The organism is Amycolatopsis sp. FDAARGOS 1241 (genome assembly GCF_016889705.1).
Lineage (GTDB): Bacteria > Actinomycetota > Actinomycetes > Mycobacteriales > Pseudonocardiaceae > Amycolatopsis.
This window is the reverse complement of sequence record NZ_CP069526.1, coordinates 2,101,420-2,126,504: the sequence shown is the minus strand read 5'-3', so window position 1 is coordinate 2,126,504 and position 25,085 is coordinate 2,101,420. Positions and strand designations below refer to the sequence as shown.

At 69.7% G+C, this 25,085-nt stretch carries 22 protein-coding genes, 2 tRNA genes and 3 pseudogenes; 9 read left to right on the top strand and 18 right to left on the bottom strand.

Annotation, left to right across the window (positions count from 1 at the left end):
* The first annotated feature begins 249 nt into the window (after window positions 1-249).
* Window positions 250-510: a hypothetical protein gene (locus tag I6J71_RS10540; protein ID WP_204094551.1), complete on the top strand. Its 261-nt coding sequence runs from the start codon at window positions 250-252 to the stop codon at window positions 508-510.
* On the opposite strand, the gene I6J71_RS10535 is transcribed toward I6J71_RS10540, so the two are convergent.
* From I6J71_RS10535 to I6J71_RS10530, 3 genes are read right to left on the bottom strand one after another with little or no spacing between them, the layout of a single operon-like run.
* Window positions 500-2,527, bottom strand: coding sequence for a hypothetical protein (locus I6J71_RS10535; RefSeq protein ID WP_239154625.1), 2,028 nt, complete (start codon window positions 2,525-2,527; stop codon window positions 500-502). The two genes, I6J71_RS10540 and I6J71_RS10535, sit on opposite strands and share 11 nt — an antisense overlap.
* Window positions 2,524-2,667: a hypothetical protein gene (locus I6J71_RS47940; RefSeq protein ID WP_239154623.1), complete on the bottom strand. Its 144-nt coding sequence runs from the start codon at window positions 2,665-2,667 to the stop codon at window positions 2,524-2,526. The genes I6J71_RS10535 and I6J71_RS47940 overlap by 4 nt, the downstream gene beginning before the upstream one ends.
* The gene (locus I6J71_RS10530; RefSeq protein ID WP_239154622.1) at window positions 2,604-3,704 is read right to left on the bottom strand and encodes an MFS transporter; all 1,101 of its coding nucleotides are present in this window, start codon (window positions 3,702-3,704) and stop codon (window positions 2,604-2,606) included. The genes I6J71_RS47940 and I6J71_RS10530 overlap by 64 nt, the downstream gene beginning before the upstream one ends.
* A gap of 535 nt (window positions 3,705-4,239) precedes the next feature.
* Here I6J71_RS10530 and aspS point away from each other — a divergent pair.
* Window positions 4,240-5,664 (top strand): aspartate--tRNA(Asn) ligase, encoded by a 1,425-nt coding sequence (gene aspS / locus I6J71_RS10520; protein ID WP_239154620.1) that lies wholly within the window; start codon window positions 4,240-4,242, stop codon window positions 5,662-5,664.
* 5 nt (window positions 5,665-5,669) lie between these two features.
* Here aspS and I6J71_RS10515 read toward each other — a convergent pair whose 3' ends face one another.
* From I6J71_RS10515 to I6J71_RS10500, 5 genes and pseudogenes are all read right to left on the bottom strand, one after another.
* Window positions 5,670-5,897, bottom strand: coding sequence for a hypothetical protein (locus I6J71_RS10515; protein ID WP_204094550.1), 228 nt, complete (start codon window positions 5,895-5,897; stop codon window positions 5,670-5,672).
* Window positions 5,898-5,967: 70 nt separating this feature from the next.
* A pseudogene (locus I6J71_RS10510) lies at window positions 5,968-6,351 on the bottom strand (MMPL family transporter); the annotation flags it as partial.
* Entirely contained in the window at window positions 6,348-6,851 is a 504-nt protein-coding gene (locus tag I6J71_RS47935; protein WP_239155653.1) for a hypothetical protein, read from the bottom strand. The gene I6J71_RS47935 and the pseudogene I6J71_RS10510, both read right to left, overlap by 4 nt.
* A gap of 98 nt (window positions 6,852-6,949) precedes the next feature.
* A pseudogene (locus I6J71_RS47930) lies at window positions 6,950-7,528 on the bottom strand (MMPL family transporter); the annotation flags it as partial.
* A gap of 373 nt (window positions 7,529-7,901) precedes the next feature.
* Window positions 7,902-8,351 (bottom strand): MarR family winged helix-turn-helix transcriptional regulator, encoded by a 450-nt coding sequence (locus I6J71_RS10500; RefSeq protein WP_204094548.1) that lies wholly within the window; start codon window positions 8,349-8,351, stop codon window positions 7,902-7,904.
* A 34-nt stretch (window positions 8,352-8,385) separates the two neighbouring features.
* Here I6J71_RS10500 and I6J71_RS10495 point away from each other — a divergent pair.
* The 3 genes and pseudogenes from I6J71_RS10495 (at window position 8,386) to I6J71_RS10485 (ending at window position 10,708) form a co-directional block, all read left to right on the top strand.
* Window positions 8,386-9,272: pseudogene (locus I6J71_RS10495) on the top strand (SDR family NAD(P)-dependent oxidoreductase).
* A gap of 29 nt (window positions 9,273-9,301) precedes the next feature.
* The gene (locus I6J71_RS10490) at window positions 9,302-10,135 is read left to right on the top strand and encodes an aldo/keto reductase (protein WP_304503271.1); all 834 of its coding nucleotides are present in this window, start codon (window positions 9,302-9,304) and stop codon (window positions 10,133-10,135) included.
* Window positions 10,136-10,195: 60 nt separating this feature from the next.
* Window positions 10,196-10,708 (top strand): GNAT family N-acetyltransferase, encoded by a 513-nt coding sequence (locus I6J71_RS10485; RefSeq protein ID WP_204094547.1) that lies wholly within the window; start codon window positions 10,196-10,198, stop codon window positions 10,706-10,708.
* On the opposite strand, the gene I6J71_RS10480 is transcribed toward I6J71_RS10485, so the two are convergent.
* From I6J71_RS10480 to I6J71_RS10460, 5 genes are all read right to left on the bottom strand, one after another.
* The gene (locus tag I6J71_RS10480) at window positions 10,677-11,486 is read right to left on the bottom strand and encodes an SAM-dependent methyltransferase (RefSeq protein WP_239154618.1); all 810 of its coding nucleotides are present in this window, start codon (window positions 11,484-11,486) and stop codon (window positions 10,677-10,679) included. The two genes, I6J71_RS10485 and I6J71_RS10480, sit on opposite strands and share 32 nt — an antisense overlap.
* A gap of 116 nt (window positions 11,487-11,602) precedes the next feature.
* On the bottom strand, window positions 11,603-12,694 hold the full coding sequence (locus I6J71_RS10475; RefSeq protein WP_204094545.1) for a hypothetical protein: 1,092 nt from the start codon (window positions 12,692-12,694) through the stop codon (window positions 11,603-11,605).
* Window positions 12,695-12,800: 106 nt separating this feature from the next.
* Window positions 12,801-12,977, bottom strand: coding sequence for a hypothetical protein (locus tag I6J71_RS10470; RefSeq protein WP_204094544.1), 177 nt, complete (start codon window positions 12,975-12,977; stop codon window positions 12,801-12,803).
* A gap of 88 nt (window positions 12,978-13,065) precedes the next feature.
* On the bottom strand, window positions 13,066-13,626 hold the full coding sequence (locus I6J71_RS10465) for a type 1 glutamine amidotransferase domain-containing protein (RefSeq protein ID WP_204094543.1): 561 nt from the start codon (window positions 13,624-13,626) through the stop codon (window positions 13,066-13,068).
* 59 nt (window positions 13,627-13,685) lie between these two features.
* Entirely contained in the window at window positions 13,686-15,227 is a 1,542-nt protein-coding gene (locus I6J71_RS10460) for a PP2C family protein-serine/threonine phosphatase (protein ID WP_204094542.1), read from the bottom strand.
* Between the two features lie 202 nt (window positions 15,228-15,429).
* Between I6J71_RS10460 and I6J71_RS10455 the strand changes: the two genes are divergently transcribed.
* Window positions 15,430-20,121, top strand: coding sequence for a HAMP domain-containing protein (locus I6J71_RS10455; RefSeq protein WP_370542203.1), 4,692 nt, complete (start codon window positions 15,430-15,432; stop codon window positions 20,119-20,121).
* Here I6J71_RS10455 and I6J71_RS10450 read toward each other — a convergent pair.
* Window positions 20,073-20,146: transfer RNA gene (locus I6J71_RS10450), tRNA-Gly, on the bottom strand. The two genes, I6J71_RS10455 and I6J71_RS10450, sit on opposite strands and share 49 nt — an antisense overlap.
* 80 nt (window positions 20,147-20,226) lie before the next feature.
* Here I6J71_RS10450 and I6J71_RS10445 point away from each other — a divergent pair.
* Window positions 20,227-20,303: transfer RNA gene (locus I6J71_RS10445), tRNA-Pro, on the top strand.
* 325 nt (window positions 20,304-20,628) lie between these two features.
* On the opposite strand, the gene I6J71_RS10440 is transcribed toward I6J71_RS10445, so the two are convergent.
* Window positions 20,629-21,738, bottom strand: a complete 1,110-nt coding sequence (locus tag I6J71_RS10440; protein ID WP_239154616.1) for a site-specific integrase — start codon at window positions 21,736-21,738, stop codon at window positions 20,629-20,631.
* A gap of 114 nt (window positions 21,739-21,852) precedes the next feature.
* Window positions 21,853-22,026, bottom strand: a complete 174-nt coding sequence (locus I6J71_RS10435; protein ID WP_204094541.1) for an excisionase family DNA-binding protein — start codon at window positions 22,024-22,026, stop codon at window positions 21,853-21,855.
* Between the two features lie 314 nt (window positions 22,027-22,340).
* Between I6J71_RS10435 and I6J71_RS10430 the strand changes: the two genes are divergently transcribed.
* Window positions 22,341-22,727: a helix-turn-helix domain-containing protein gene (locus tag I6J71_RS10430; RefSeq protein WP_204094540.1), complete on the top strand. Its 387-nt coding sequence runs from the start codon at window positions 22,341-22,343 to the stop codon at window positions 22,725-22,727.
* A gap of 71 nt (window positions 22,728-22,798) precedes the next feature.
* Here the strand turns inward: I6J71_RS10430 and I6J71_RS10425 are convergent, their stop codons facing one another.
* Window positions 22,799-23,395, bottom strand: a complete 597-nt coding sequence (locus I6J71_RS10425) for a TetR/AcrR family transcriptional regulator (protein WP_204094539.1) — start codon at window positions 23,393-23,395, stop codon at window positions 22,799-22,801.
* 108 nt (window positions 23,396-23,503) lie between these two features.
* On the opposite strand from I6J71_RS10425, the gene I6J71_RS10420 reads away from it, so the two are divergent.
* A complete protein-coding gene (locus I6J71_RS10420) occupies window positions 23,504-23,947 on the top strand; it encodes a cupin domain-containing protein (RefSeq protein ID WP_204094538.1) in 444 nt (147 codons plus the stop codon).
* 554 nt (window positions 23,948-24,501) lie between these two features.
* On the opposite strand, the gene I6J71_RS10415 is transcribed toward I6J71_RS10420, so the two are convergent.
* Window positions 24,502-24,726 carry a hypothetical protein gene (locus tag I6J71_RS10415; RefSeq protein WP_204094537.1) on the bottom strand — a complete coding sequence of 75 codons (225 nt, stop codon included), beginning with the start codon at window positions 24,724-24,726 and terminating at the stop codon, window positions 24,502-24,504.
* Between the last annotated feature and the right edge of the window lie 359 nt (window positions 24,727-25,085).

The following is a 25,085-nucleotide window of genomic DNA, read 5'->3' as shown; positions in this document are numbered from 1 at the left end:
CTCACCCGTTCGGAATCCCTTGCGCACCCGTGGAACCATCCTGCCGCACTGCCGGGATTGGTCCGCCCGGGTGACGGGAAGCGGCCCGTTCCCCAGGTAATTCGTTGGAAACGGGCCGTTTATCACCGTTCGGGACGAGAAGTGGAAAGTCCTGAACGGGTCTTGTTCGAACCGGCTGTCCCCAATGTAACGATCGGCCGGCAACTAGCGATCCAGTGATCGACTTCCGTCGAGCCGAGGAGAACCACCGTGTCGCCACGCACCACCGTCGCGATCACCAGCCTCGTCGCGATCGGGTTGGGGGTGGTTCTCCTCGTGACCAGTGCCCAGGCGGAACTCGCGTTCGTCACGTCGAACGGTGCGGCCTGCGACGGTTTGGCGCAGCTCGGCGACTGCTTTCCCGCCGAACCGAGGAGCCCGGTCCTCGCCTCCCTCCTGACGTCGACCGGCCTCCTCGGGTTGATCTACGCCCGCCTCCTGATGTCTCGAAGTGATCTCCTCATCCAGTGACCTCTTCGTGAACCACCAGCCGGACCGGGCCGAAGAGGCCGGTGCGGGTCTGGCCCGCCGCGACGGCCGTCGTGGGTGAGGCGTCGTCGAGGTAGCCGGCGAGGGTGCCGCGCACCACGAGTTCCACGGTGTTTTCGCCGGGGCACAGGGAATCCGTGAGCTCGGCGCGCCACGGGCCCCACACGAGGCGGTCGACGAGTTCGCCGTTTACGAGGACGTCGGCGGTACCGCGGACCGAGCCGAGGTCGAGGATCGCCCGGCCGGGCGGGGCCGTGATCGTGGTGCGGTAGCGGACGAGGCCGCCGGGGGCGCGCAGGCCCAGGTCTTCCCACGGGGCCAGCGAGGTCTCCGCCTCGGCGACCTCGACCTGGACGGCGGCGTCGAGCAGGGCGCCGCCGCGGCGGCCGTCGAAGGCGGTGAAGGTGAGGCGGATCGGGGTGCCCGCGGGAAGGGGTGCGGGCAGCGCCACCCGGCCCTCGACGGGTTTGTACTCGGCGTCGCCCACCGCCACCCGCACGTCGAGCGTGGTCGGGATCGTCAGCGCCGTGGTGCCGAGCGGGGCGGGGAACGTGAGGTGCTCGGTGCGTTCGCCGCCGGGCTCGAGGTCCGGGACCACGCCGAGCACGACTTCCCCTTGTGCCGCGCCGGGTTCCAGCCAGTGCGCACCCCGCAGCGGGTGCGGTCGCGGGCCGGCGCACACGAACCGCGGGTCGCGCGGGTGGTCGCGGCGCAGGCCGGTCGAGCGCCAGGCGGTATCGCTCAGCGGGGCGTCGACGGTGTCCGCGGCGTCGGCGGTCAGCGCGAGCCGCAGCGTGTTTTGGCCGGCGCGCAGGTGCTCGCGCACGTCGTAGGGGTGCACGCGGATCTCGCGGTGGCCCGGGTAAGGGTTGAAGTCGCCCTGCTTGCCGACTGCCTTGTCGTTCACGAACACGCGGCACGCGCCTTCGCTGGCGACGTGGACCACGGTGTCGTCAGGAATCCCGGCGAGGGTGAAGGTGCGCACGAGCTCCTCACCCACCAGCCACTCGGGCCGCCGGTACGCGCCCGGATCGGCCACGACGGCGAACGACGCCCGCAGCACCCCTTCGCGGGTCGCGGTGAACTCGATCTCGACGGCCACCGTGCGGCCGGCCGTCTCATCCGGCAAGGGGCTGAACGACTGGTACGCGGACTCCGGCACGGGCAGCTCGGCACCGTCGACCACCACGCGCCGCGCGAGCCGACGGCGAGGAACAGCCCCGTCGGTCCGGGATCGCGAGGTGCGTGCGGACGGCGACCCGGCCGCCGGCCGGCACGTGGCGCCAGTCGAGGAACTCTTAGGGCACGTAACCCTTGGGCCCCACCGTGTCGTTGTGCAGCGGGTCCTTGCGCATCCCGCGCGAGAGCGACCACTCGGCCGGCCGCCACCGTCCGTCGGCGTCGCGGACTTCGGCGAACGGGCCGTACGTCGCCAGGACCGGACCTGTCTCGTGCTCGAAGCGCAGACCTCGATCGGCAACGTGCCGGAGCGCGAAGCCGCGGCCAGGTCGCCGTCTGAATTGTCCAGAGTGGACTCCGCGAGCGCGCACCACGGTCCGCCGACCTCGGCCACCGAGGCGACCGCGCCGAGCGGCCGGTCATCCTCGTGGATCCCGGTGGCGTCGCGCTTGAGCGCCAGCCCCGCGTACTCCGGGTGCTCGGCGGTGAGCCGGCCCTGGAGTTTGGCGCCGGAGAAGCCGATCTGGTCTTGCATCCAGAGGTGGAACCCGAGCTCCGCGGCGTCTGCGCAGGCCGCGTCGAGCAGTTCGAGCCACTGTGGACTGAGGAACGGCGGGTCGTCGGCGACCGAGCCGAACATCGGGCCGGTCGCGGCAAGGCACATCGCCCCCGCCTGCCGCACGCTCTGCTCCACGAGCCGTTCCAGCTGGCGGCGCAGGCGCTCGTGGGTCACCGGCGCACCACTCCACCACCAGATCGGCAACGGGCTGTACTCGGGACCCGGCGTGTGGAACCGCCGCAGCAGCCTGGCCGAGCTCATGCGCGCTCCGCTTCGATCTGTTCCAGGGACTTGCCGGACGTGTCGGGCATGAAGAAGAACCCGACGGCGCCGCTGATCACCAGGCAGGCCACGAGCAGCGCGGCGATGATGCCGATCCCGGCGTCCGCGAGCAACGGCACGAAAAGCTCCACACCCCGAGCACCGTGCGCGCGACGGCGAACGTGAAGCCCTGCGCAGTGCCGCGCAGCAGCGTCGGGAACAGCTCCTGGCTCAAGATCTTGTACACGGCTTCACCCGTGATCGTGCGCCGATGCCGAGCAGCACGATGTTCACGATGATCACCGGCACGCTGAACGGCAGGAACAGGAACACGGCGTAGCCGGCGACCTGCATGATCGACCCGGCGCCCCACAGGACGGCGGGTGCGGTAGCCGCGGTCGAGGTAGCGCATGCACGGGATCGTGGCGAGGATGCCGATCACGAACCCGGCGCACGACAGCGCGACGCCCGCGGCCTGGCCGCCCGCGTGCAGCGTCTGCGCGATGTACGGCGTGAACAGGCCGGCCGTGCCGGCGGCGAGGCCCCAGAAGACGTAGACGGTGGCGGTCCAGGACAGGGCCCGCAGGTTGCTGCCGCGGAAGATCGCCTTGAACGCGGCGGCGCCGCGTGACTTCGCGGTCTGCCAGCGTGCGGATTCGGACAACCCGCGGCGCAAGGCCCACGTGACGAGTGCGACCACCACCAGATGGAAGAACACGATCCGGATGCCCAGCAGGTCCAAACCGAACAGTGCCAGCGCGAGCAGCAGCACCACGACCGGACCCGCGTTCCACGCGATCTGCGTGAAACTGAGCACCTTCCCGCGATGCTTCGACGGCGAGAACTCCCCGACGAGCGCGAGGGACGTCGGCACGTCGGCTCCCACCGCGACACCGACCACGAACGTGCCGATGAACAGCATGGGTGCGTTCACCGCGAGCGCGATGCACAGCACGCCGAGCGCGCAGACGAGCAGGTCGTACTTGTAGATGCGCTTGCGGCCCAGCCGGCCGCCGACGAACGCGCCGAGCGCACAGCCGATCGCGTTCTGCCCGATCGCTGCCAGCACGCCGACGGCACCGCTGCTCAGGCCCAGGTACGCCTGGAACAGCGCGAGCCGGACCCCAGCGCGACGTATCGATCCCGCGTCGAGGTAGGACGCCATCACGGCCAGCACCGACCACTTCCACTGCTGTCGCGTGACGGTGCTCTCGTCACCCGCGGCTGTGGCGGCCCCCCACCGCTTGCGGAGCTGTCAAGTCCCCCTCCTCGTCTTCGCCGACGGGATTGAAACGTATTAACGATGGAGAGTAACTGCGGGCACATACGCGCGCAAGCCCTGGTTTCACACGTCAGCGGCTATGAATCGTTTCATTGGTGGGCGACCACTTTCGTTGGTCACCCGGCCACTGCGCGTTAATCCACGCGACACGGGCCCGCGCCGGGTTCTACGGTGGGTGGAACGCGCTGACGGAGACGAGTAGCGCGGGGACCCGCGACCCCAGCGAGCCGCCGACGGTGAAAGGGCGGCGCCGCGGCCCCGCCGCGAAGACACTCCCGAGTGCGGGGAGGAAATGCCCCGCCGGCCGGCCCCCGTGATCGGGCCCTTCGAGGCCGCCGGCGGCACGCCGGCGGCGAAGGTGCGGTGGTACCGCGAGTTCCCTTCTCGCCCGCACCCCCAAGGGGTCGCCGAGTTCGCTCGAGGAGAGCTGATGTTTTCTCGCACCCTGGCTGCCGACCTGCCCGCACACGTCGGCACCACCGTCCGCCTCGCCGGCTGGGTCCACCGCCGGCGGGCCCTGAAGTCCGTCACGTTCCTGGTGATCAGGGACCGGTCGGGGATGGCTCAGGTGGTGGTCGCCGCACATCCCCGCCGCACCGAAATGCCCCCGCCCTCCCTCGGGGGGCGTCCCCGTTCCATTCTATCGGCCGCCCCCGACGAAACCGGCGGTAAAGCCGCGGAGAGGCCGAACGGTCCACAACTCGGCCATGCTGTGGACAACTCGGCCGACGGCACGGAACTGCCGCCACGACCGTTCAACAGCAACGAAACCCAGGAATCGCGGCAACCACACCACCCACCGCTCACCGAAGAAACCGTCATCGAGGTCACCGGCCGAGTCGTGGCCAATCCACAGGCGCCGCAAGGCGTTGAGGTCGTCAGCCCGGAGATCCGCGTCCTCTCCGAACCGAGCCGGCGCCCGCCTTTCGACCTCTACCGGCCCACCATCCCGGCCACTCTCCCGGCCGTGCTCGACCACGCGGCCGTCGCGCTGAGGCACCCCGAGCTCAAGCGGCGCCACGAGATCGCGGCGGCCGGCGTGAAGGCCTTCCGCGCAGCGCTCGACAGCCGGGGCTTCACCGAGGTGCACACCCCGAAGATCGTCGCAACCAGCACCGAATCGGGGGCGAACGTGTTCGAGATCGATTACTTCGGGAAACCCGCCTACCTCGCGCAATCCCCGCAGCTGTTCAAGCAGGTGCTGGTCGGCGTGTTCGAGCGCGTGTACGAAGTCGGGCCGGTGTTCCGCGCCGAGCCGCACGACACGGCGCGGCATTTGGCGCAGTACACGAGCCTGGACGCGGAGCTGGGGTTCATCACCGACCACCGGGACGTGATGGCCGTGCTGCGCGACGTCGTTGCCGAGATGGCGCAAGCCGTCGAGCTGCGGGTGCCCGAGGAGATTCCCGGCATCGACTTCGCCGAGGCACAAGCGATGCTGCACAAGGACGAACCCGACCTCGACCCCGAGGACGAGCGCAGGCTCGGCGAGTGGGCCAAGACCGCCCACGGCTCCGAATTCCTCTTCGTCACCGGCTACCCGATGGCCAAGCGCCCCTTCTACACCCACCCCGCCCCGCAAGACCCGGCGAAGTCCAACAGTTTCGACCTCCTCTTCCGCGGCCTCGAACTCGTCACCGGCGGCCAGCGCCTCCACCACCACGCCGACTACCTCGCAGCACTCGGCGACGAGGCCGCGAACCACCGCGACTACCTCGCCGCGTTCGCCCACGGGATGCCGCCCCACGGCGGGTTCGCCATCGGACTCGAGCGGTGGGTCGCGCGGGTCCTCGAAGTACCCAACATCCGCGGCACGACGCTGTTCCCGCGCGACCTCCACCGGCTCAGGCCGTAACCGGCCTAAGTGGACGGTGTCGCCTCCGGGGACGGCTCCGGCGGAGGCGGCACCGGCTCCGGCACCCCCTCGGGCTCCGGTTCGAGGTGCGGCAGCAGCTTGTCCAGCCACGGCGGCAGCCACCAGCTGCGCTCGCCCAGCAGGAACATCGCCGCGGGCACGATCACGAGCCGGATGATCGTCGGGTCGATGAGCACGCTCACGCCGAGCCCGAGGGCCAGGAGCTTGATCACGACGTTCGGCCGAGGCGAGGAACGCGAAGAACACGCAGACCATGATCACGGCCGCCGACGAGATCACGCGGGCGGTGACCGCCGGCCCGTCGGCGACGCTCACGTGGCTGTCGCGCGTCCGGACCCACGACTCGGGGACCTGGGACAGGAGGAAGACCTCGTAGTCCATCGACAGGCCGAACTCGATGGCGAACGTGATCATCGGCGCGTAGGACTCGATCGGCACCGGCTCGTCGACGCCCAGCGGTGAACCGCCCCAGCCCCACTGGAACACCGCGACGATCACGCCGTAGAAAGCCGCGATCGACAGCAGGTTCAGCAGCGCGGCCTTCAGCGCGAGCACCGGGCTGCGGAACGACAGCAGCAGGATGAACGTGGCCGCGACGACCACGCCGATGATCGCGGGCAGCCGCGCGGCGACGATGTCGCGGAAGTCGAGCCGGCCGGCCCTCATGCCGGTGACGTAACTCGGCGAGCCGGCGAGCACGGGCGGCAGCGTGTCGGTGCGCAGCCCAGGAGCTCGTCGGTGGCCGCGTCCTGCGGTCCGGTCGTGGGCGTGACGGTGGACAGCAGGATCACGCCGTCCTTGCTCGGCGTCAGTGGCGTGGCCGACGCAACGCCGGACGTCTTCGCCAGCGCCTGCTGCACGCTCTGGCCGCGCGAGCTCGCCTGCGAAGCGTCGCGCGGCACCACGACGACCGTGAACTGGCCGTTGGCGCCCGGGCCGAAGCCGGCCGAGATGGCGTCGTAGGCCTCGCGCGTGGTGCTGCCGGCCGGATCGGCGCCCTCGTCGATGTGGCCCAGCTCCAGGGAGAACGCGGGTACCGCGAGCACCGCGGCCACCAGCACGCCGCCGCCGAGCCAGCGCCACGGATGGCGGTCGATGCGGACGACGTAGCGGTGCCAGCCGCTTTCCCCGCCGTCGGCCGACTGCTCGGCGGCGGGCTTGCGCACCCGCCAGCGGTCGATCCGCCGACCGGCCAGGCCGAGCAGGCGGGCACGAGCGTCGTCGCGGCGATCAGCACGGACCGGCCGCTGGTGGCGACCGTTCGTCCGGCGGCGGTGGCGGGATCGTCGCCGTCGATGAGGTGCTGCCGGAAGCGCGTGGTGAGGAAGAGGGCGAAGTCGATGCCGCCGCCGAACCCGATCATGATCGCGAGCGTCGGCGACGCCGTGGCGAAGGTGATCAGCGCCGCCAGCAGACCGAGGATGCCCAGACCCGTCGCGACGCCGATGATCGACGTGACGATCGGCAGCCCCGCGGCGAACACACTGCCGAACGCGAGCAGGAGCACCAGGATCGCGACGACGAGGCCGATCAGCTCCGAACCGAAATCTCCGGCGCCGGGTTCGGCCGCCTTGCCGAGCCGACCGCTGTAGTCGACCTGGACGCCGGCCGCGCGCACCGGATCGGTGGCCTTGTCGATGCCGTCGGTGAGGGTGCTGCCGAGGACGGCGGGCTTGTCGTCGAACGTGATGGTGCCGAAGGGGATGCGCCCGCCGGGCGCGGTCGAGCCTGCGGCCGGCGGGTCGGAGAACGACACGACGTGGGGCACGGCCCGCACTTGCGTGACCGCCTGCTCGATGGCCGCCGACTGACTGCTCAGTGTGCCCGTGTCGACGCGGAACACGAGGCGCGCGCTGTTCGAGCCGCCGACGATGTCGTGCTCGGCGAGAACGGCGCTGCCCTGCCCGGATTCGGCGCCGGGCAGGCTGAAATCGTCACTGTACGTACCACCGACACTATTTTGGCAACCGTCGCGCCGGCCGGCACCAGGAGCCAGAGCACGATCACCGGCCACGGGTGCCCGGCGCACCCAGCGCCGAGCCGTTCGAGCGGTCTCGGCGAGCTATTCCCGTGCGGCAAACGATTTCCGCCATTTCGCCGCCCGCTTCCCGGGACCGCTCCCGGTCGAGCGTCATGCGGCGTACGGCGACCGGATAGGGCCGAAGGCCCCCCGGAAGGCTCCACGCCGACGGCGCCGGGGCAGTGACGCTGCGTGGCTACTTGACGAAGGCGAGCGAGCCCAGGGCACCGACGAGCGGAGCCAGTTCGGGCAGCTCCTCCGCCTCGGCGAGCGCGGCCGACAGCGCGGCGTCGTGCGTCGGGCGGGCTTCGTCGAGCAGCTCGCGCCCGGCGATGGTCACCTCGGTGTAGATGCCGCGGCGGTCGGTCGGGCAGAGGTAGCGGGCGAGCAGGCCGCGGTCCTCGAGGCGGGTCACCAGCCGTGTGGTCGCCGACTGACTGAGCACCACGGCGTTGGCGAGCTGGTTCATCCGCAGGTGGAAGCCGTCCTGGCGGGCGAGCACGTCGAGCACCGTGTACTCGCTCACGGACAGCTTGTGGTCGCGCTCCAGTTCACGCTGCAGCCGGTCTTCGATGCGCGCGTGCAACGCGGCCAGAGTGCGCCAGCCCTGAGCACGGGCCTCCACGGCGTCGTCAGCCAGTGACACGGTCCACCCCTTCTCGCGCCCCTCGCGGTTGCGAGTGGTTCTTCCGCCAGGCAATATCGAGCGTGTGCAAATAACCGCGTGTGCAAGTATTGCCGACGCTCGTAACCGTCTGACGACACTGTACCGCGAAAGCAGGAAGGGGTGTGGTCCCGCTGAAGATCGACTTGTCCGGGCGGACCGCCCTGATCACCGGAACACCGCGGGAATCGGCGAGGCAACGGCGGCCGCGCTGGCCGCCGCGGGCGCCGACGTGGTCGTGAACGGCCGCAAGGCAGACCGCGTCGACGAGGTCGCCGAGCGGCTCGGCGCGCGCGGGATCGCTGCCGACGTCGGCACTGCCGAAGGCGTCGCGACCTGGTGGCGCGGGTGCCGGACGTCGACGTGCTCGTGAACAACACCGGCATCTTCGCCGCGACGCCCGTGTTCGAGATCCCGGACGAGGAGTGGCTGCGCATCTACCAGGTCAACGTCCTCTCGGGCGTGCGCCTGGCGCGGCACTACACGCCGCGGATGACGCAGCGCGGGTGGGGCCGGGTGATCTTCGTGAGCAGCGAGTCCGCGATCCAGACGCCGACCGAGATGGTCCACTACGGTATGACGAAGACGGCTCAGCTGGCTCTTTCGCGCGGCATGGCGCAGGAGGTGGCCGGCACCGGCATCACCGTGAACAGCGTGCTGCCCGGACCCACGCTGACGGAAGGCGTGCGCGAGTTCGTGCGAAGCCGGTACCCGGACCTCGACTTCGCCGAGGCGGAGCGGAGGTTCATGGCCAACGACCGGCCGACCTCGCTGCTGGGCCGGCTGATCCGCCCGGAGGAGGTGGCGAACCTCATCACCCACGTCGCCTCCGACCAGGCCGCGGCGACCACCGGCGGCGCCTTGCGCGTCGACGGCGGGGTCGCGAATTCGATCGTTCCGTGAGTTTTCGTTCGTACAGAAGGGTTTGTGAGTTGACCAGCGTTCCCGTACTGAAGTTGAACAACGGTGTCGAGATGCCGCAACTCGGCTTCGGCGTGTTCCAGGTGCCGCCGGCCGAGACCAAGGCGGCCGTGAAGACCGCGCTGGACGCCGGCTACCGCAGCATCGACACCGCGACCGCCTACGGCAACGAAGCCGCGGTCGGCGAGGCCCTCGCCGACTCCGGTATCGCCCGCGACGAGCTGTTCATCACGACCAAGCTGTGGAACAGTGATCAGGGCTACGACCAGGCCCTGCGCGCCTTCGACGCGAGCGTCGCCGCCCTCGGGCTCGAGCAGCTCGACCTCTACCTCATCCACTGGCCACTGCCCGCACGCGACAAGTACGTCGCGTCGTGGAAGGCGCTGGAGAAGCTGTACGCCGACGGCCGCGTCCGCGCCATCGGCGTGTCCAACTTCCAGCCGGCCCACCTGCGCCGCGTGTTCGACGAGGGCACCGTGGTCCCGGCGGTGAACCAGATCGAGCTGCACCCCTACCTCGTCCAGTCCGAGGTCCGTGCCTTCGACGCCGAGCACGGCATCGCCACCGAGGCCTGGAGCCCCCTCGCCAAGGGCGGCGACCTGCTCGGCGAGTCGATCGTCGCCGACGTGGCCATAAAGCACGGGCGCACGCCCGCCCAGGTGGTGCTGCGCTGGCACCTGCAGCTGGGCAACGTCGTGATCCCGAAATCCGTCACCCCCTCGCGCGTCGCGGAAAACCTCGACGTCTTCGGCTTCACCCTGACCGACGATGAGGTGGCTGCGCTGTCGTCGCTGGACCGCGGCCTCCGCACGGGCCCGGACCCGGACACGTTCGACGTGGCGTGAGTTTGACGGGGGGCGGCTTCCCGGCGGGGAAGCCGCCCTCGGCGCGTTCTAGGGTTCGACATGGAGATCGAACTGCGCGACTGGTCCCCCGCCGACGCGGCGTGGTACGTCACGCAGGTTCGAGATCCCGAGACGCTGCGCTTCACCACCGAGCGGGCGACACTCACCGTCGAGGAATTCCGACGCGCACTGGGGGCGTTGCAGCGCAACGAAAACGCGCTCGGGTTCGTCGCGGTGTCCGCCGAATCCGGCGAGCGGCTGGCGAACGTCGCCGCGGTACGTGCCGGTGACGTCGCCGAGATCAGCTACTGGGTGGCCGCCGCGGCGCGCGGTCGCGGTGTGGCGAGCCGGGCGGTTTCCGCCCTGTGCCACCAGGTCGAGGCTGCGTGGCCGGTCGCCGAACTCCGGCTGTGGACGCACGCGGACAACGTCGCGTCGCAGCGCGTCGCCGAGCGGGCGGGGTTCGGTCGCGTCGGTGGCGTGACCCCAAAGGACGTCCACGGGCACGTATGGCCCGTCGTGCACTACCGCAAGGCCGTGCTCAGGTCTTCAGGGCCACGCCGCCGAGGGTGAGGAAGTTCAGGTCGTCCAAGGGAGTCAGGCGGGGGCCGTCCGGCCACCAGTCGTGGAGGTACCCCAGGCCGGGGTCCAGCAGGTTCAGCCCGGTGAAGAACGATGCGATCTCGGCGCGCGAGCGGTGCACCGTGGCCAGCGCGGTGCCCTCGAACGTCGAGTCCAGCAGCTGGGCCAGCGCCTGCCGGGGCGGGTCGTCCGTGGGTGCGTGGTGGTGGGTGAGCACGAGGTACGAGCCGGGGCACAGTTCGGCGGCGAAGGTGCGCGCGATGTGCTGCGCGCGGTCCAAGACGTCGACGTGGTGGAGGACCCCGCAGAGCAGCAGGGCCATCGGCCGGTCGAAGTCGAGGTGGCGGTAGACGATCGGGTCACCCAGGGTGGCGCCCGGGTCAGTCAGGTCTGCGCCGCTGACGTGGGTGCGGTCGTTCTCCTCGAGGACGGCGCGGCCGTGGACCTGGACGACCGGGTCGTTGTCGACGTACACGACGCGCGCGTCCGGGTTGTGGCGTTGCGCGACCTGGTGCGTGTTCTCCGCCGCCGGCAGGCCGGAGCCGAGGTCGAGGAACTGGTCGACGCCGCGTTCGGCGGCGAGGAAGCGGACCACGCGCACGAGCCAGGCGCGGTGCTCGCGCGCCATCGTCTCCGCACCGGGCGCGATGTCGAGCAGGCGCCGCACCGCGGCGCGGTCGGCCTCGTAGTGGTCGCAGCCGCCGAGGAGGGCGTCGGACACGCGCGCGAGGTTCGGCTGGTCGAACCGCGTCGAGGTCCCCGAAACCACCAGCGCCCCCTCTCGGCCACGGACAGTGCACACCCTACGACACCGCGTTCGCCGGCTGAACCCACTCCCGGCAACCAGGTCCACCTGCAGCAACCCATTGCAACCCATTGAGCCGATCAGGAGAACGACAGTTCTTCCCACGTGCCTCCGCCGTCCGTCGTGCGATACACGGCCGAGCCGCTGTCGGCGTCCGGGAGTCCGTCGACGACGACCCCGACGCCGTCGCCCACGAAGGCCAGGTCCGACAGCGCCAGGCCGCGCTCGCTGAGGACGGTGGTCGTCCACGTGCGCCCACCGTCGGTCGTGCGGTGGAGGAAGCCGTCGCCACCGCCCTCGGCCGCGACGGTCGCGGAGTCGGCGGTCTCGGCGCTGAAGTCCTGCGTGATGCCGAGCGCCGGGGCGTCGGCGGTGCCGCTGAACGCGCCGCCGAGTTTCGGCGCGCGCCACAGCCGCCGCGCCGACGACCCGGGCTGCGGTGAGCCCGGGCTGCTGCTGCACAGCGCGATCACCTGGCCCGCACGCACCCCGCCCAGCGACGCGGTCGTGCCGTCCGGGCACGGCGGGGACGCGGGCGTGAACACCACGCCGTCGCGTGAAGTCCAGTACTCCTCGGTGCGGTAGTCGGCGCTGAGCGCGATTTGCAAACCACCACTGGTGGCGAGATCGCCGTACGTGATGCCGCCCGTCCCCTCGAATCCCGGCAACGGCGTCAGCACCGGCGCTCCCGCGAGCCCGGAGTAGACGGCGGTGGTGTTGCCGTAGCCGTTGCTCGTGACGACGGCGAAGATGCGCCCGCCGGTTTCGGCCAGCTTCGAGACGTACCGCTGCCCGCCCCCGGCGACGAGCACCGTGAACCAGTGCCGGCCGGCGTCGCGGGTGGCGAGGATGCGCGTGCCGTCGGTGACGTACAGGTGCTCCGCGCTGGCGGCCACCAGCCGCACGTGGTTGTGGTTGTCCGGCAACGGCATCGGGGGCGCGCCGAGCCGTCGCCAGTGCGCGCCGCCGTCGGTGGTCGCGAGCAGCACCGGGCACCAGCCCGGCGCGCCGCAGTCGGTGTACCCGAGCACGAACCCGCGCTCCGGGCCCGTCCAGCTCGTGGACGAGGGGGCAAAACCAGTGGGGGCGGGCGAGGCGGACGCGGATGCGGGGACCAGGGCCAGCACGGCGAGTGCGGCCGCGACGACCGCGGCGCACCGGGTGGGTTTCATGATCGACAGGACGCGTGGCGCGGGTCGAGGTTGCGCGCGTTTTCCTGACAGCGCTGGGAAATCGGCGTGTGGTCGGTAACGGGGATTTCCCGACCACACGCCGTATTCAGCGCCCCGACTTCTCCTGCGGCTTTGCCTCGGATGCCACCGGATGCGCCGGACCCTTGTCCGACGGCTGCGCGGCCGCCGGGGTTTCCGGCGTTCCCGGATCCGCCCCCGGCTGGGCGGGCGCGTCGAAGTGCTCGCGGCACCAGCGGCCGTACCGCCGGGCGTGCACCGTCATCGCGACACCTCCTTCCCGGACCGCGTAGGCGTTTCCACCCCTCAAGAGTCCCTCGCGGGCCGGGAACGCGCCACCCATTTGGCGCTGCTCAGCCGACCGGGTGGCGCGCCCGGGCGAACGCTTCGACGACCGCGGCGCAGAACGCGGGCAGATCGTCGGGATTGCGGCTGGACACGAGATTCCCGTCGACGACGACCTCCTCGTCCACCACGGTGGCGCCGGCGTTGCGCAGGTCCGTGCGGATGCTGGGGAACGACGTCAGCCTGCGGCCGCGGATCACGTCGGCTTCGGCGAGCGTCCACGGGCCGTGGCAGATGACGCCGACGGGTTTGCCCGCGCGGACGAAGTCGCCCACGAACTTCACGGCTTCGGGGTCGCTGCGCAGGTTGTCGGGATTCATGGTGCCGCCCGGCAGCAGCAGCGCGTCGTAGTCGCCGGACGATACGTCGGCGACCGCGCGATCCGCGCGGAACTTGTCGCCCTTGTCGATGTCGCCGTTCATGGCCTGGATCTCGCCGTCGCGGAGCGAGACCAGGTCCACCGACGCGCCTTCGTCGGTCACGGCCGCGCGCGGCCGCTCCAGTTCGACCTGCTCGACGCCGTCGGCCGCCAGGACGGCCACCTTCAGGCCCTGCAATGCGTTCGCCATGGGGTCCTCCATTCGGTCGGTGACCCCCGGTTACCCCGCCGGCGCCGGCTCAATCCGCCTCACTCCGCGCGCGGCGCGGCTTCGATGGCGAGCACGGCGATGTCGTCGTGGCCGGAATTGCCGAGCCACGCGCGCACGGCTTCGCGCAGCCGCGCCACGACCTCGCGCGCCGGCAGCCCGACGCAGTCGGCGAGCACGGCGTGGAAGCGCTCGTCGCCGAAGAGCTCGGCGGATTCCGTGCGGTTGCGGGCCTCCGTGACGCCGTCGGTGTAGAGCAGGCAGACGTCGCCCACCCCGAGGTGCACGGTGGCCTCCGCGAACCGGGCCTGCGGCGAGATGCCGACGAGCGTGCCCGGCACGCTGACCTCTTCGACCCCGCCGTCGCGGCGCAGCACGAGCGGGGCGGGGTGGCCGCCCGACGCGAGCGTCACGTCGAGTCCCGACGCGGTCGGCGCCACCGAGCCGAGCACGAGCGTCGCGAAGCGGTTGCTGCCGCCCGCGATGAGCAGTTCGTTGAGCAGGCGCAGCAGAGTGCGGCCGTCGCGTTCGACGAGGTGCAGCGCGGCCAGCGAATGCCGCACCCGCCCCGTGAGCGCCGCCGCTTCCGCGCCCTTGCCGCAGATGTCGCCGACGACCACGAACGCGCTGCCGTCCTCGCGGGCCAGCACGTCGTAGAAGTCGCCGCCGACACCGAGCACTCCCCCGGCCGGCTCGTACCAGAGCTCGAAGTTCGCGCCGTCGACGTCGGCGGGTGCCACCGGCTTCAACGTGGTCTCGAGCCCGCGCGTCGCCTCTTCCTGCCGCGCGTAGCGCTGTGCGTTGGCGAGCGCGGTGCCCGCGGCCGCGGCGAAGGCCTCGATCGCGCGCGGCTGGGCTGCGCCGAACACGGGCTCGGTGCGCCGGCCGATCAGGACGGCTCCGGTCACGCCGCCCTCGGGCACCCCGAGCGACACCACGGACACCTCGAGGTGGCCCTGGAACCGGTCGGCCACCACCGCGGGCAGCGTCGCCACTTCGGCCGACGGCACCACGCGCACCCGCGGCGACCCGGTCGCCGCGAACGTCTCGGCCACGGCCGGCGCGTGCTGCGCCGCCACCCGGCGGATGCGGCCGTGCCCAGGTGCGCTGCGGTCCTCGCAGCTCCACCACTCCCACCGCCCGCGGGTCGTCGGCAGCAGCACGAACACGCAATCGCCCAGGGCGGAGGCCGCCAGCTCGGCGATCACACGCGCCGTGCCGTGGCGCCCGCGCGCCGCCGCGAGTTTCGGACCGACCTGGGCGAGGAACTCTTCAGGACGGCGGGGGCTGTCGTCGACCACGGTCCACGCGTGCCAGCCCTCGGGCAGCGCACGGACGTGGGCGGCCCGGTGCACCTCGCCGAGATCGACCCGGCCGGTGGTCTCCGTCACCGTGACGAGCACGGGCGGACCGTCGGCCGCCAGCGTGCGGGCGGCCGCGTTCGCCCAGCGAACGGCGCCTTCGGGATCGGACAGGAAGACCGGATCACGCACCTGTTCGAGTACCGAACGCCAGAATCCGCCGTACTCGGGCAGCGCGGCGCCGGGTGGCAGGGCCGACGCCGGAGCGGGCCGTGACACCATGCACGAACCTCCTGCCTCCGGGTCGACCGACTTTCTGTCGCTTCAAGGTTGGCACAGCGTGAGCGGGCGGACTGGCTCGAAGTGTAGGGCGAACCATGGCACGCTGGGTCGACGACCATGCCTGGCACACGCGTGGTGGAGAGGGTCGGCAGACATGACATCCGGTTCCGAGCGGGGTTCCGAGCGCGTCGAGATCACCGGGGTGAACGGCATCGCCGCCGGTGAGGCGGCTGCGCTCGAGCGGCTCCTGGCCGCCGTGCGCGAACTGGGCGACGGCAACTTCCGCCGTCGGCTCGTCGCGCACGGCGATGGCATCGTCGCCCAGCTGGCGGGCGCGTTCAACGACATCGCCGAGCGCAACCAGCGGCTCGTGACCGAACTCATGCGGGTCCGGACCGCCGTGGGGCAGGAGGGACGCCTCAGCGAGCGCGTCCGCGCCGAGGTCGGCCCCGGCGGCTGGACCACCGCGGTCGAGACCGTGAACGGCCTGATCGAGGACGTCAGCAAGCCCGTCGTCGAGCTCGACCGGGTGCTGGGCGCCGTCGCCGAGGGCGACCTGTCGCAGCCGATGGCGCTGCAGCTCGACGGCCGCCCGCTGCAGGGCCAGTACGCGGACCTCGCCAAGACCGTGAACGGCCTGCTCGCGCAGCTGTCGCGGTTCGCGGCCGAGGTGATCCGCCTCTCGCGCGAGATCGCCGGTGAGGGCCGCCTGGGCGGCCAGGCCGAGGTCCCCGGCGTGGCCGGCACGTGGCGCGACTTGACCGACTCCGTGAACTTCCTCGCCGACAACCTCACCGAGCAGGTCCGCAACATCGCCCAGGTCACCACGGCCGTGGCGCGGGGCGACCTGACGCAGAAGATCAACGTCGACGCCCGGGGCGAGATCCTCGAGCTCAAGAACACGATCAACACCATGGTCGACCAGCTCTCGGCCTTCGCCGACGAGGTCACCCGCGTTTCGCGCGAGGTCGGCAGCGAGGGCCGTCTCGGCGGCCAGGCGCGGGTGCCGGGCGTCGCCGGCACGTGGCGCGACCTCACCGACTCGGTGAACCTGATGGCCGACAACCTCACCGACCAGGTGCGCAACATCTCCCAGGTCGCCACCGCGGTGGCCGCGGGCGATCTGACGAAGAAGATCGACGTCGACGCCCGCGGCGAGATCCTGCAGCTCAAGACCACGCTGAACACGATGGTCGACCAGCTCTCCGCGTTCGCCGACGAGGTCACCCGCGTGGCCCGCGAGGTGGGCAGCGACGGGCGCCTGGGCGGCCAGGCCGAGGTCCCGGGCGCGGCCGGCACCTGGCGCAACCTCACCGACTCGGTGAACCAGATGGCCGACAACCTCACCGACCAGGTCCGCAACATCTCCCACGTGACCACGGCCGTCGCGAAGGGCGACCTGACGCAGAAGATCACCGTCGACGCCCGGGGCGAGATCCTCGAGCTCAAGACGACGATGAACACGATGGTCGACCAGCTCTCCGCGTTCGCCGACGAAGTCACCCGCGTCGCCCGCGAAGTCGGTACCGAGGGCATGCTGGGCGGCCAGGCGCAGGTGCCCGGCGTCGCCGGCATCTGGCGCGACCTCACCGGCTCGGTGAACTTCATGGCCAACAACCTCACCGCGCAGGTCCGCAACATCGCGCAGGTCGCGACGGCGGTGGCGCGCGGCGACCTGACCAAGAAGATCGCGGTCGACGCCCGGGGTGAGATCCTCGAGCTGAAGACCACGCTGAACACGATGGTCGACCAGCTCTCCGCGTTCGCCGACGAAGTCACCCGCGTCGCCCGCGAAGTCGGTACCGAGGGGAAGCTGGGCGGTCAGGCGACCGTGCCGGGCGTCGCCGGCACGTGGAAGGACCTGACCGACAACGTCAACTTCATGGCCAACAACCTGACCGACCAGGTGCGGAACATCTCGCAGGTCACGTCGGCGGTGGCGAAGGGCGACCTGACGCAGAAGATCACCGTCGACGCGCGCGGAGAGATCCTCGAGCTCAAGAACACGCTCAACACGATGGTCGACCAGCTCTCGGCCTTCGCCGACGAAGTCACCCGTGTCGCCCGCGAAGTCGGTACCGAAGGCAAGCTCGGCGGCCAGGCCCGTGTGCCCGGCGTCGCCGGCACGTGGAAGGACCTCACCGACAACGTCAACGTCATGGCCGACAACCTGACCGACCAGGTGCGCAGCATCGCCACCATGGCGAGCGCGGTGGCCAACGGGGACCTGTCGAAGAAGATCTCCATCGACGCGGCCGGCGAGGTCGCGGCCCTCGCGGCGACGCTGAACAGCATGGTCGAGACGCTGCGCGCGTTCGCCGACGAGGTCACCCGGGTTTCGCGCGAAGTCGGCACCGAGGGCATCCTCGGCGGTCAGGCCCGCGTGCCGGGTGTGGCGGGCACGTGGAAGGACCTGACGGAGAACGTCAACTTCATGGCGCACAACCTGACCAGCCAGGTGCGCAACATCTCCCAGGTGACCACGGCCGTCGCGCGAGGGGACCTCTCGCGCAAGATCGACGTCGACGCCCGGGGCGAGATCCTCGAGCTGAAGACCACGATGAACACGATGGTCGACCAGCTCTCGGCGTTCGCGTCGGAGGTCACGCGCGTGGCGCGCGAGGTCGGCACCGAGGGCAAGCTCGGCGGCCAGGCCGAGGTCGAAGGCGTGTCGGGCACGTGGAAACGCCTGACGGAGAGCGTGAACCAGCTGGCCGGCAACCTCACCACCCAGGTGCGCGCGATCGGTCAGGTCGCCACGGCCGTGACCGCCGGCGACCTGACGCGGCACATCACCGTGGACGCGTCCGGTGAACTCGCGGACCTCAAGGACAACATCAACCAGATGATCGCGAACCTGAAGTCGACGACTTCGGCGAACCGCGAGCAGGACTGGCTGAAGACGAACCTCGCCCGCCTCGGCGGGCGCATGCAGGGCCACCGCGACCTCGCGTCCGTGGCCACGCTGATCCTGTCGGAGTTGGCGCCGCTGGTCAGCGCTCAGCAGGGCGCGTTCTTCCTGGCCCACGACGACGGCAGCGACCCCGGCCGCAAGGTGCTCGACTGCATCGCGGCCTACGGGCTCGCGCAGTCGCGGTCGGGGCTGCGGTTCGAGCTCGGCGAGTCGCTGATCGGGCAGGCCGCGGTCGACCGGCAGACGATCCTCGTGCGCGAAGCGCCGCCGGAGTACGCGCTCGTGTCCTCGGGCCTCGGCGCGGCGCCGCCGGTGAACGTGATCGTGCTGCCCGTGCTGTTCCAGGGTGAGGTGCTCGGCGTGCTGGAACTGGCGTCGGTCAACGAGTTCTCCGCGGTTCACCTGGACCTGCTGGAGCAGCTGCGGCACACCATCGGCGTCAACGTGAACACGATCCTGTCGAACTCCCGCACCGAGGCGCTGCTGACGGAGTCGCAGCGGCTGGCGCAGGAACTGCGGGCGCGCTCGGAGCAGCTGCAGGCGCAGCAGGGCGAGCTGCGGCGGTCCAACACGGAGCTGGCCGAGAAGGCGGCGCTGCTGGCCCAGCAGAACCGCGACATCGAGGTCAAGAACATCGAGATCGAGCAGGCACGCCAGGAACTGGAGGAGCGCGCCGGGCAGCTCACCGTGGCCTCGCAGTACAAGACCGAGTTCATGGCGAACATGTCGCACGAGCTGCGGACTCCGCTCAACAGCGCGCTGATCCTCGCGAAGCTGCTGTCGGAGAACCCGGAGGGCAACCTCACGGAGAAGCAGATCCAGTTCGCACGCACGATCTGGGCGGCGGGCAGCGACCTGCAGCAGCTGATCAACGACATCCTGGACCTCGCGAAGGTCGAGGCCGGGCGCATGGACCTGCAGATGTCGGACGTGACGCTGCCGGAGCTCGTGAACTACGTGGAATCCCTGTGCCGGCCGCTCACGGCGGACAAGGGCCTGGAGTTCGCCGTGCTGATCGACCCGCCCGTGCCGGGTAGCGTGCACACCGACGAGCACCGGCTGCAGCAGGTGCTGCGCAACCTCCTGTCCAACGCCGCGAAGTTCACCGACGAGGGCGGCGTGCGGCTGCACATCCGCATGGCTTCGGAGCAAGAGGTGGAGCAGGAGGCGCTGCGTTCGGCGGCGGGGATCATCGCGTTCGCCGTGGAGGACACCGGCATCGGCATCCCCGAGGAGAAGCTGGCGATCATCTTCGACGCGTTCCGCCAGGCCGACGGCACCACCAGCCGCAAGTACGGCGGCACGGGCCTGGGCCTGTCGATCAGCCAGCAGCTCACGGAACTGCTCGGCGGCGAGCTGCGCGTGCACAGCGAACCCGGCAAGGGCAGCACGTTCACGCTGTACCTGCCGGTGGGCGCGGCGAACCTCATCGCGCCGACCGCGCCCGTGCGGCCCACGCCGAAGCTGCCGGTGCTGCCGAGCACCATCACGGTGACCGAACCCGACAGCGCCCCGAAGCGCTTCAACGGCGAAAAGGTGCTGATCGTCGACGACGACCTGCGCAACGTCTTCGCCCTCGCTGCGGTGCTGGAGCAGGCCGGCCTGGAGGTGATCTACGCCGACACCGGCGTCGCTGGCATCCGTGCCCTGGAACGCCACGAGGACACCGCGCTGGTCCTGATGGACGTGATGATGCCGGAGCTGGACGGCAACGCGACCATCGCGGCCATCCGCGCGGAAGCGACGCACGAAGATCTGCCCGTGATCGCCGTCACAGCCAAGGCGACGGCGGAAGACCGCGAACGCACCCTCGCCTCCGGCGCCGACGACTACATCACCAAGCCGGTGGACACCGATCTGCTGCTGGACGTGATCGCCACGCGCCTCGAAGCCGACGCGGCGTCCTCCCAGGTCAGGGACCCGGAGCGAAGTGGAGCGGGTGACGGGAATCGAACCCGCGTAGCTAGTTTGGAAGACTAGGGCTCTACCATTGAGCTACACCCGCAGCGCCCCCGGTGACCCGGGAGCGCAGTCAGCTTAGCGTGAGGGCTAGTCTGGTGTCGCACACCCCCTCCGCGGGGGTGTCGGGATGTGGCGCAGCTTGGTAGCGCATTCGCTTTGGGAGCGAAGGGTCGCAGGTTCAAATCCTGTCATCCCGACCAGTTTTATGGTCTTGACCAGCAGAAGCGGTGGGGTTGCTCGGAAGGGAGCAACCCCACCGTCTCAGTTTCCGTCTCAATACAAGGCGTTATACGGCGCCCATATCACCGCGTGCAGCCCCGGTGGGTCTTCGTCGTCGGAGTCGCCGCCGGACGCCTTCGCTGCGTCGAGGCGTTGCTGGAGCTGATTGGGCAGCGAAGGCGCATCCGACATCCTCGTCGGTGGTGTGGTTTCGGGCTGTCGCCCCAAAAGGAAGTCGCCGACCTGGTTGCGATCCCTGTGACGGCTTCCGTCGGCACGTGGACGTACCGCTTCGCCACCGCTGCATCACCCCACCCCCATCACCTCCATGATCGCGGGCAGCAGGACCCGGAGGACCAACAGCATCGTGGCCGCAGTGTGACGCCGTCGTGCAGCCGAGCATCGCGAACGTTCGCCTCCGCCAGCAACGTCTTCCACTCGTCGTGATCCGCGCGTGGATCGAGCGGCCGGCCGGTCGGCTGGGTGAACACCCAACCGCCTTCTTGCCATTCGGTGCCGGCGAAAGAGCGCTCGTCGTTCTGCAACGCCTCGTGCGTGCGCAACAATGCGAGGAGCGGTCCCGGGATGCCGATGGTCCGGCGTCCGGCCTTCGACTTCACGTCGACCTCGCGTAACCCGCCGCCGTGGCGTTCCGGGCAAGAGCTGGCATGCCGCGTGCATTTGGGCGGGCAGACTGGCGGGCATTTCGTGTGCCTCGTGCATGTCGGTGGGCACGGCTTCGTCCTGTGGAGCCGTTCGCCGCACGCGTGCGGGTCGCCACCCGTGCTTCCACTTCTGTCCCTGGAGCTGACGTGGGGTTCGGAGCAGCCCGGCATCGAGGTCGAGTCGAGACCACTTCAATCCAAGCGCTTCACCGCGGCGCAGTCCGAGCGCAAGAGCGATGACGAAGCGTGCGCCATTGCGGCGATGGCGGGCGACCGCGAGCACGCGCTTGGCCTCGGCGGCAGTCAGCGGCACGATCTCGTCCTCATCGAGCCGCTGCACCTTCGCGAGCTTCGTTGGATTCCTGGCCAGGTGTTCTCGGTCGACCGCAACCGCGAGCGCCGTCTTCGCAGTGCGATGAACCTGGTGCACTGTTCCAGGCTTCGCACCTGCCTTGGCCATCTTCGCGTAGACCTTCTCGAGGTGTTCAGGTTCGAGCTTGCGGAGCTGGTGCGCGCCGCGTCCAGGAATCAAGTGCTTATAGTCTGCGGCTCGATACCGGGTCAGCGTGCTTTCCCGCACGGAAGGCGCCGCCACATTCTCGACCCACTGGCTCAACCACTTCTCAACCGTCCACGAGTTCGCACCGGGCTTCGATGCCCTGCCATTATCGCGTTGACGTTCAAGTTCGCAGACCCTCGATGACTTCGGACTCTGTCTTCCGCCCGACGTGCCGACGGTCCGGCTCGCCATTATCGAGCACACCCATGGTGACACGCCCGTGACATTTACCGTCCTGGCCGAAGTAGATACTGCTCGCGCCATTCGGTGCGCGCGAACCTTCAGGACGTTTCTTGCGCGGCATGGTCAGCCCTCCTCGGCTGCAGCGATAAGCCGCTCGATGTAGGCAGTCAGTTCGTCGGCAGGAATGCGCGTCAAGCGGCCTACCGGGACGCTGAGCACTACCTCGTCCTTGATAAGCGCGAACATCGTGGTACGGCTGACCGCGAGCCGGTCGGCTGCCTGCTCGACCGTCAACATCTCCCGAGGCTTGGCCGAACCCCGAGCTCATTTGGCGCAATCTGCAACGATCGGCGTTCTGCGTTCGACATGAGTAATACCGCACTTGAAATCACAGGAATTGGGCAGCTGCATCTCAGTTCATTTCGTCGCCCTAATCGCACAATTTTCAGGCGTCGCACATTTCGCGACCCGCACGGGCGGCCGTAGCCTCGCACGACGGATTGACGTGCTGGATGTTGGAACCCAACAACCTCGCCGCTGACAGAGCAGCCTCGGCGAGATCGACTGCTGACTGCGGCATCGGCGACCGACCCCAGGTGCACGCCTCTCGGATGAGCACCAGCCTCACCGCCGCGGCGCCCGCCGCGCAGGCTGAACGCCACTTCACGAAGAAGACCGTGCATGGAGATCGAGACCAGCTGACGACCAGCGTCGGCAACCTAGACATTTCGGATGCTTCCGCCCGCCGGTTCGCGACGTTGCTCGGGGAGGTCGTCGCGCAGAAGCTACGCGAGCTGCCGGCTGGCGAGGCGTTGGTCCTGCTCACGGTTGGAGAAGCGGCTAACTGGCTGGCGATTAGCCGCAATGCGATCTACGAGCTCCTGAGGTCAGGCCAGCTTGAGTCGGTGACCATCGGTCGCAATCGACGCGTGCCGGCGCTCGCTGTCGACGACTTCGTGGCTCGACTTCGCAGGGAGCAACATGAACCGTCCCAGTAGATTGCTGACGGCCCCGGAGGCGTGTGACGAGCTACGCGTAGCCCGACGCACCTTCTACGAGTGGCGCATGGTCAGTCCGCCCGCGCGCCGCTGCCCGCCGCCGCGACGAGCGCCCGGGCCGCCCAGTGCTGAACGCGAAGGATCTCCGCGGAGTCGAGTCCACAGATGTCGCGTAGCACAATCGTCGACTCGATGCCGATGACGACGGCGAGCGCGTGAGTCAACCGGTCGAGCTCGCCCTGGCCCAATGCCCCCTGCAGCGGGGTCACCGCGCGTTCGACGTACTCCAGACGCCGGCTCGGGCGCGGCGGCACCTCCGGCTCGATCGCGTCGCGGTCGATGGTGAAGCGAATCATCTGGCGTAACAGCGCCTCATTCTCCAGAGTCATCTGCGACAGGGCATCGACGAGACGGGCGACCCGGTCGGCCACCGGCTCCTCGATTTCGCCCGCCTCGATCGACAGCTCCATGTTCTGCCGAGTCGCCTCCAGTGCGGCCTCGACGGACAGCTGCTCCGCACTGGGGAAGTACCGGTAGGCCGTGCGCCGGGAAATCTCGGCCGCGTCGGCGACCTCTGCGACCGACGGGCGGCGCCCCTCGGCGATCAGTCGTCCCGCCGCCTCGACGAGCGCCTTGCGCGTCCGGCGCTTCTGGTTATCCCGACCCATCGCTGTTGACCTCGTTCCCGGTTCGCGTTAATGTCACTAGCGTGCCATGAAGTCACACTAATGACAAGATAGGAGTTGCGTGCCACCAATCACCGGAAAGGAACAGCAATGACCGAGCAACAGATGCGGCCCCCGCCAGCCCTCGTGGTGAGTCCGGACGAGGGTCGGGAACTCCCCCTGGTCGGACGGGTGGCGCTGAGCGGCGCCCAAACCGGCGGCGCCTTCGAGCTGATCGACTTCCGCGGTAACGTCGCCAGCCCGCCCCCGCACATCCACCGCGAGCGCGAAGAATGCGTCCAGGTGCTCGAGGGCCAGTTCACCTTCACCATCGGCACGGAGGAGATCGAGGTGGCACCCGGCAGCTGGGTGTACATCCCTCGCGGCACCCGCCACGGCTTCACCGCGAGCGCCGACGCCCGGGCACTGATCCTCGTCACGCCCGCAGGCTTGGAAGGTTTCTTCGCAGAACTCGGCGGGGGCCTCGCGGCCGGGACACCCACCCAGGAGTTGCGCGCCGCCCTCAAGGGCCGCTTCGACTCGGTCCCGGCCTGACCCATCGCCTTTCGGAGTCGGTCAACGGCCGAACAAGCCGGCATAGACGTTGATCTGGAACGAGTTACCCCGCATACGTACGGAGCCCGTTCGGACGCTTCTTCGTCGCGCGGTCAGCCACGACCACGATTGGTACCCGCGCAGCCGACTAGGGGCCTCGAACCCCTGACCTGCTGTTTACAAGTTCTCACGCTGACTTGTTGGCGGCTCGACCGGGGCGACATCACCGGCGCCATCACCGAATACGAGCGAGCGCTTCAAGACCGGACGCGGGTCCTGGGTCCAGACCACCCGCGGACCCTGGCTAGCCGCAACAACCTCGACGACTGGCGTTCCTTCGCCCAGGCGGACGACTCCTGACTCGCTGGGGAAGCCCGCGCCTCCTGCCTTGCAAAAGCGCTGTCAACACCATCCCCAGCGTACTTCGCTGGTCAGACTGACGCAGTCTGTGTCTGGGGTGGCTCGTCTGGATGCTGACGACGTGGTTTCGCACCCATCGTGGCTCCCATTGATCAACTTATCGTCAGGCCGGAAGTCGAGTCTCGTCCTGCGCCCTAAACCACGTGCTGCCTCGACTCGGCGGAGAACTTGGTCAACTCTTCGTTGAAGCGTTCTGCCGCGGCACGGAGCGCGTCTGGTGGCTCCGGGCCGCGGTGGGCGCCGTCGCCCGGCTCGTTGATCAGCGCCATCACCTCCCGCGAAACATCCATGACCGAGCGGGCATCGTCTGCGAGCACATCCGGACCGTAGAGCCAGAACAGGGCCACAGCGTCGCGCATCCGGGATGCGGGACGGAAAACCCGAACCCAAGAGCTAGGCTCGCGCACAGATCGGCTCACTGCCGACCAGCCGCATCCGCACCGGCAGCGCGGGCGCAACGTCGAACTCCCCTTTGCAAAAGCAGTGGTCAACACCAACTCCGACGTCCGCTCCTGATCACGCTGATTCGGCGGTTGTCTGGACTGGTTCTGATACCCACGCCCGCCGCATGTTCGCAGTCATCATGACTGCCATTGATCAACTTCGCCGGGCAAGCCATGTCCACCGGCGGACCTGGCTGGTCCGAGGGGACAGCCTCGACGAACGTCGAACCCTTGTGCTGCGAGAAGACGATGGCGAAATGGACGGTGTGCCAGGG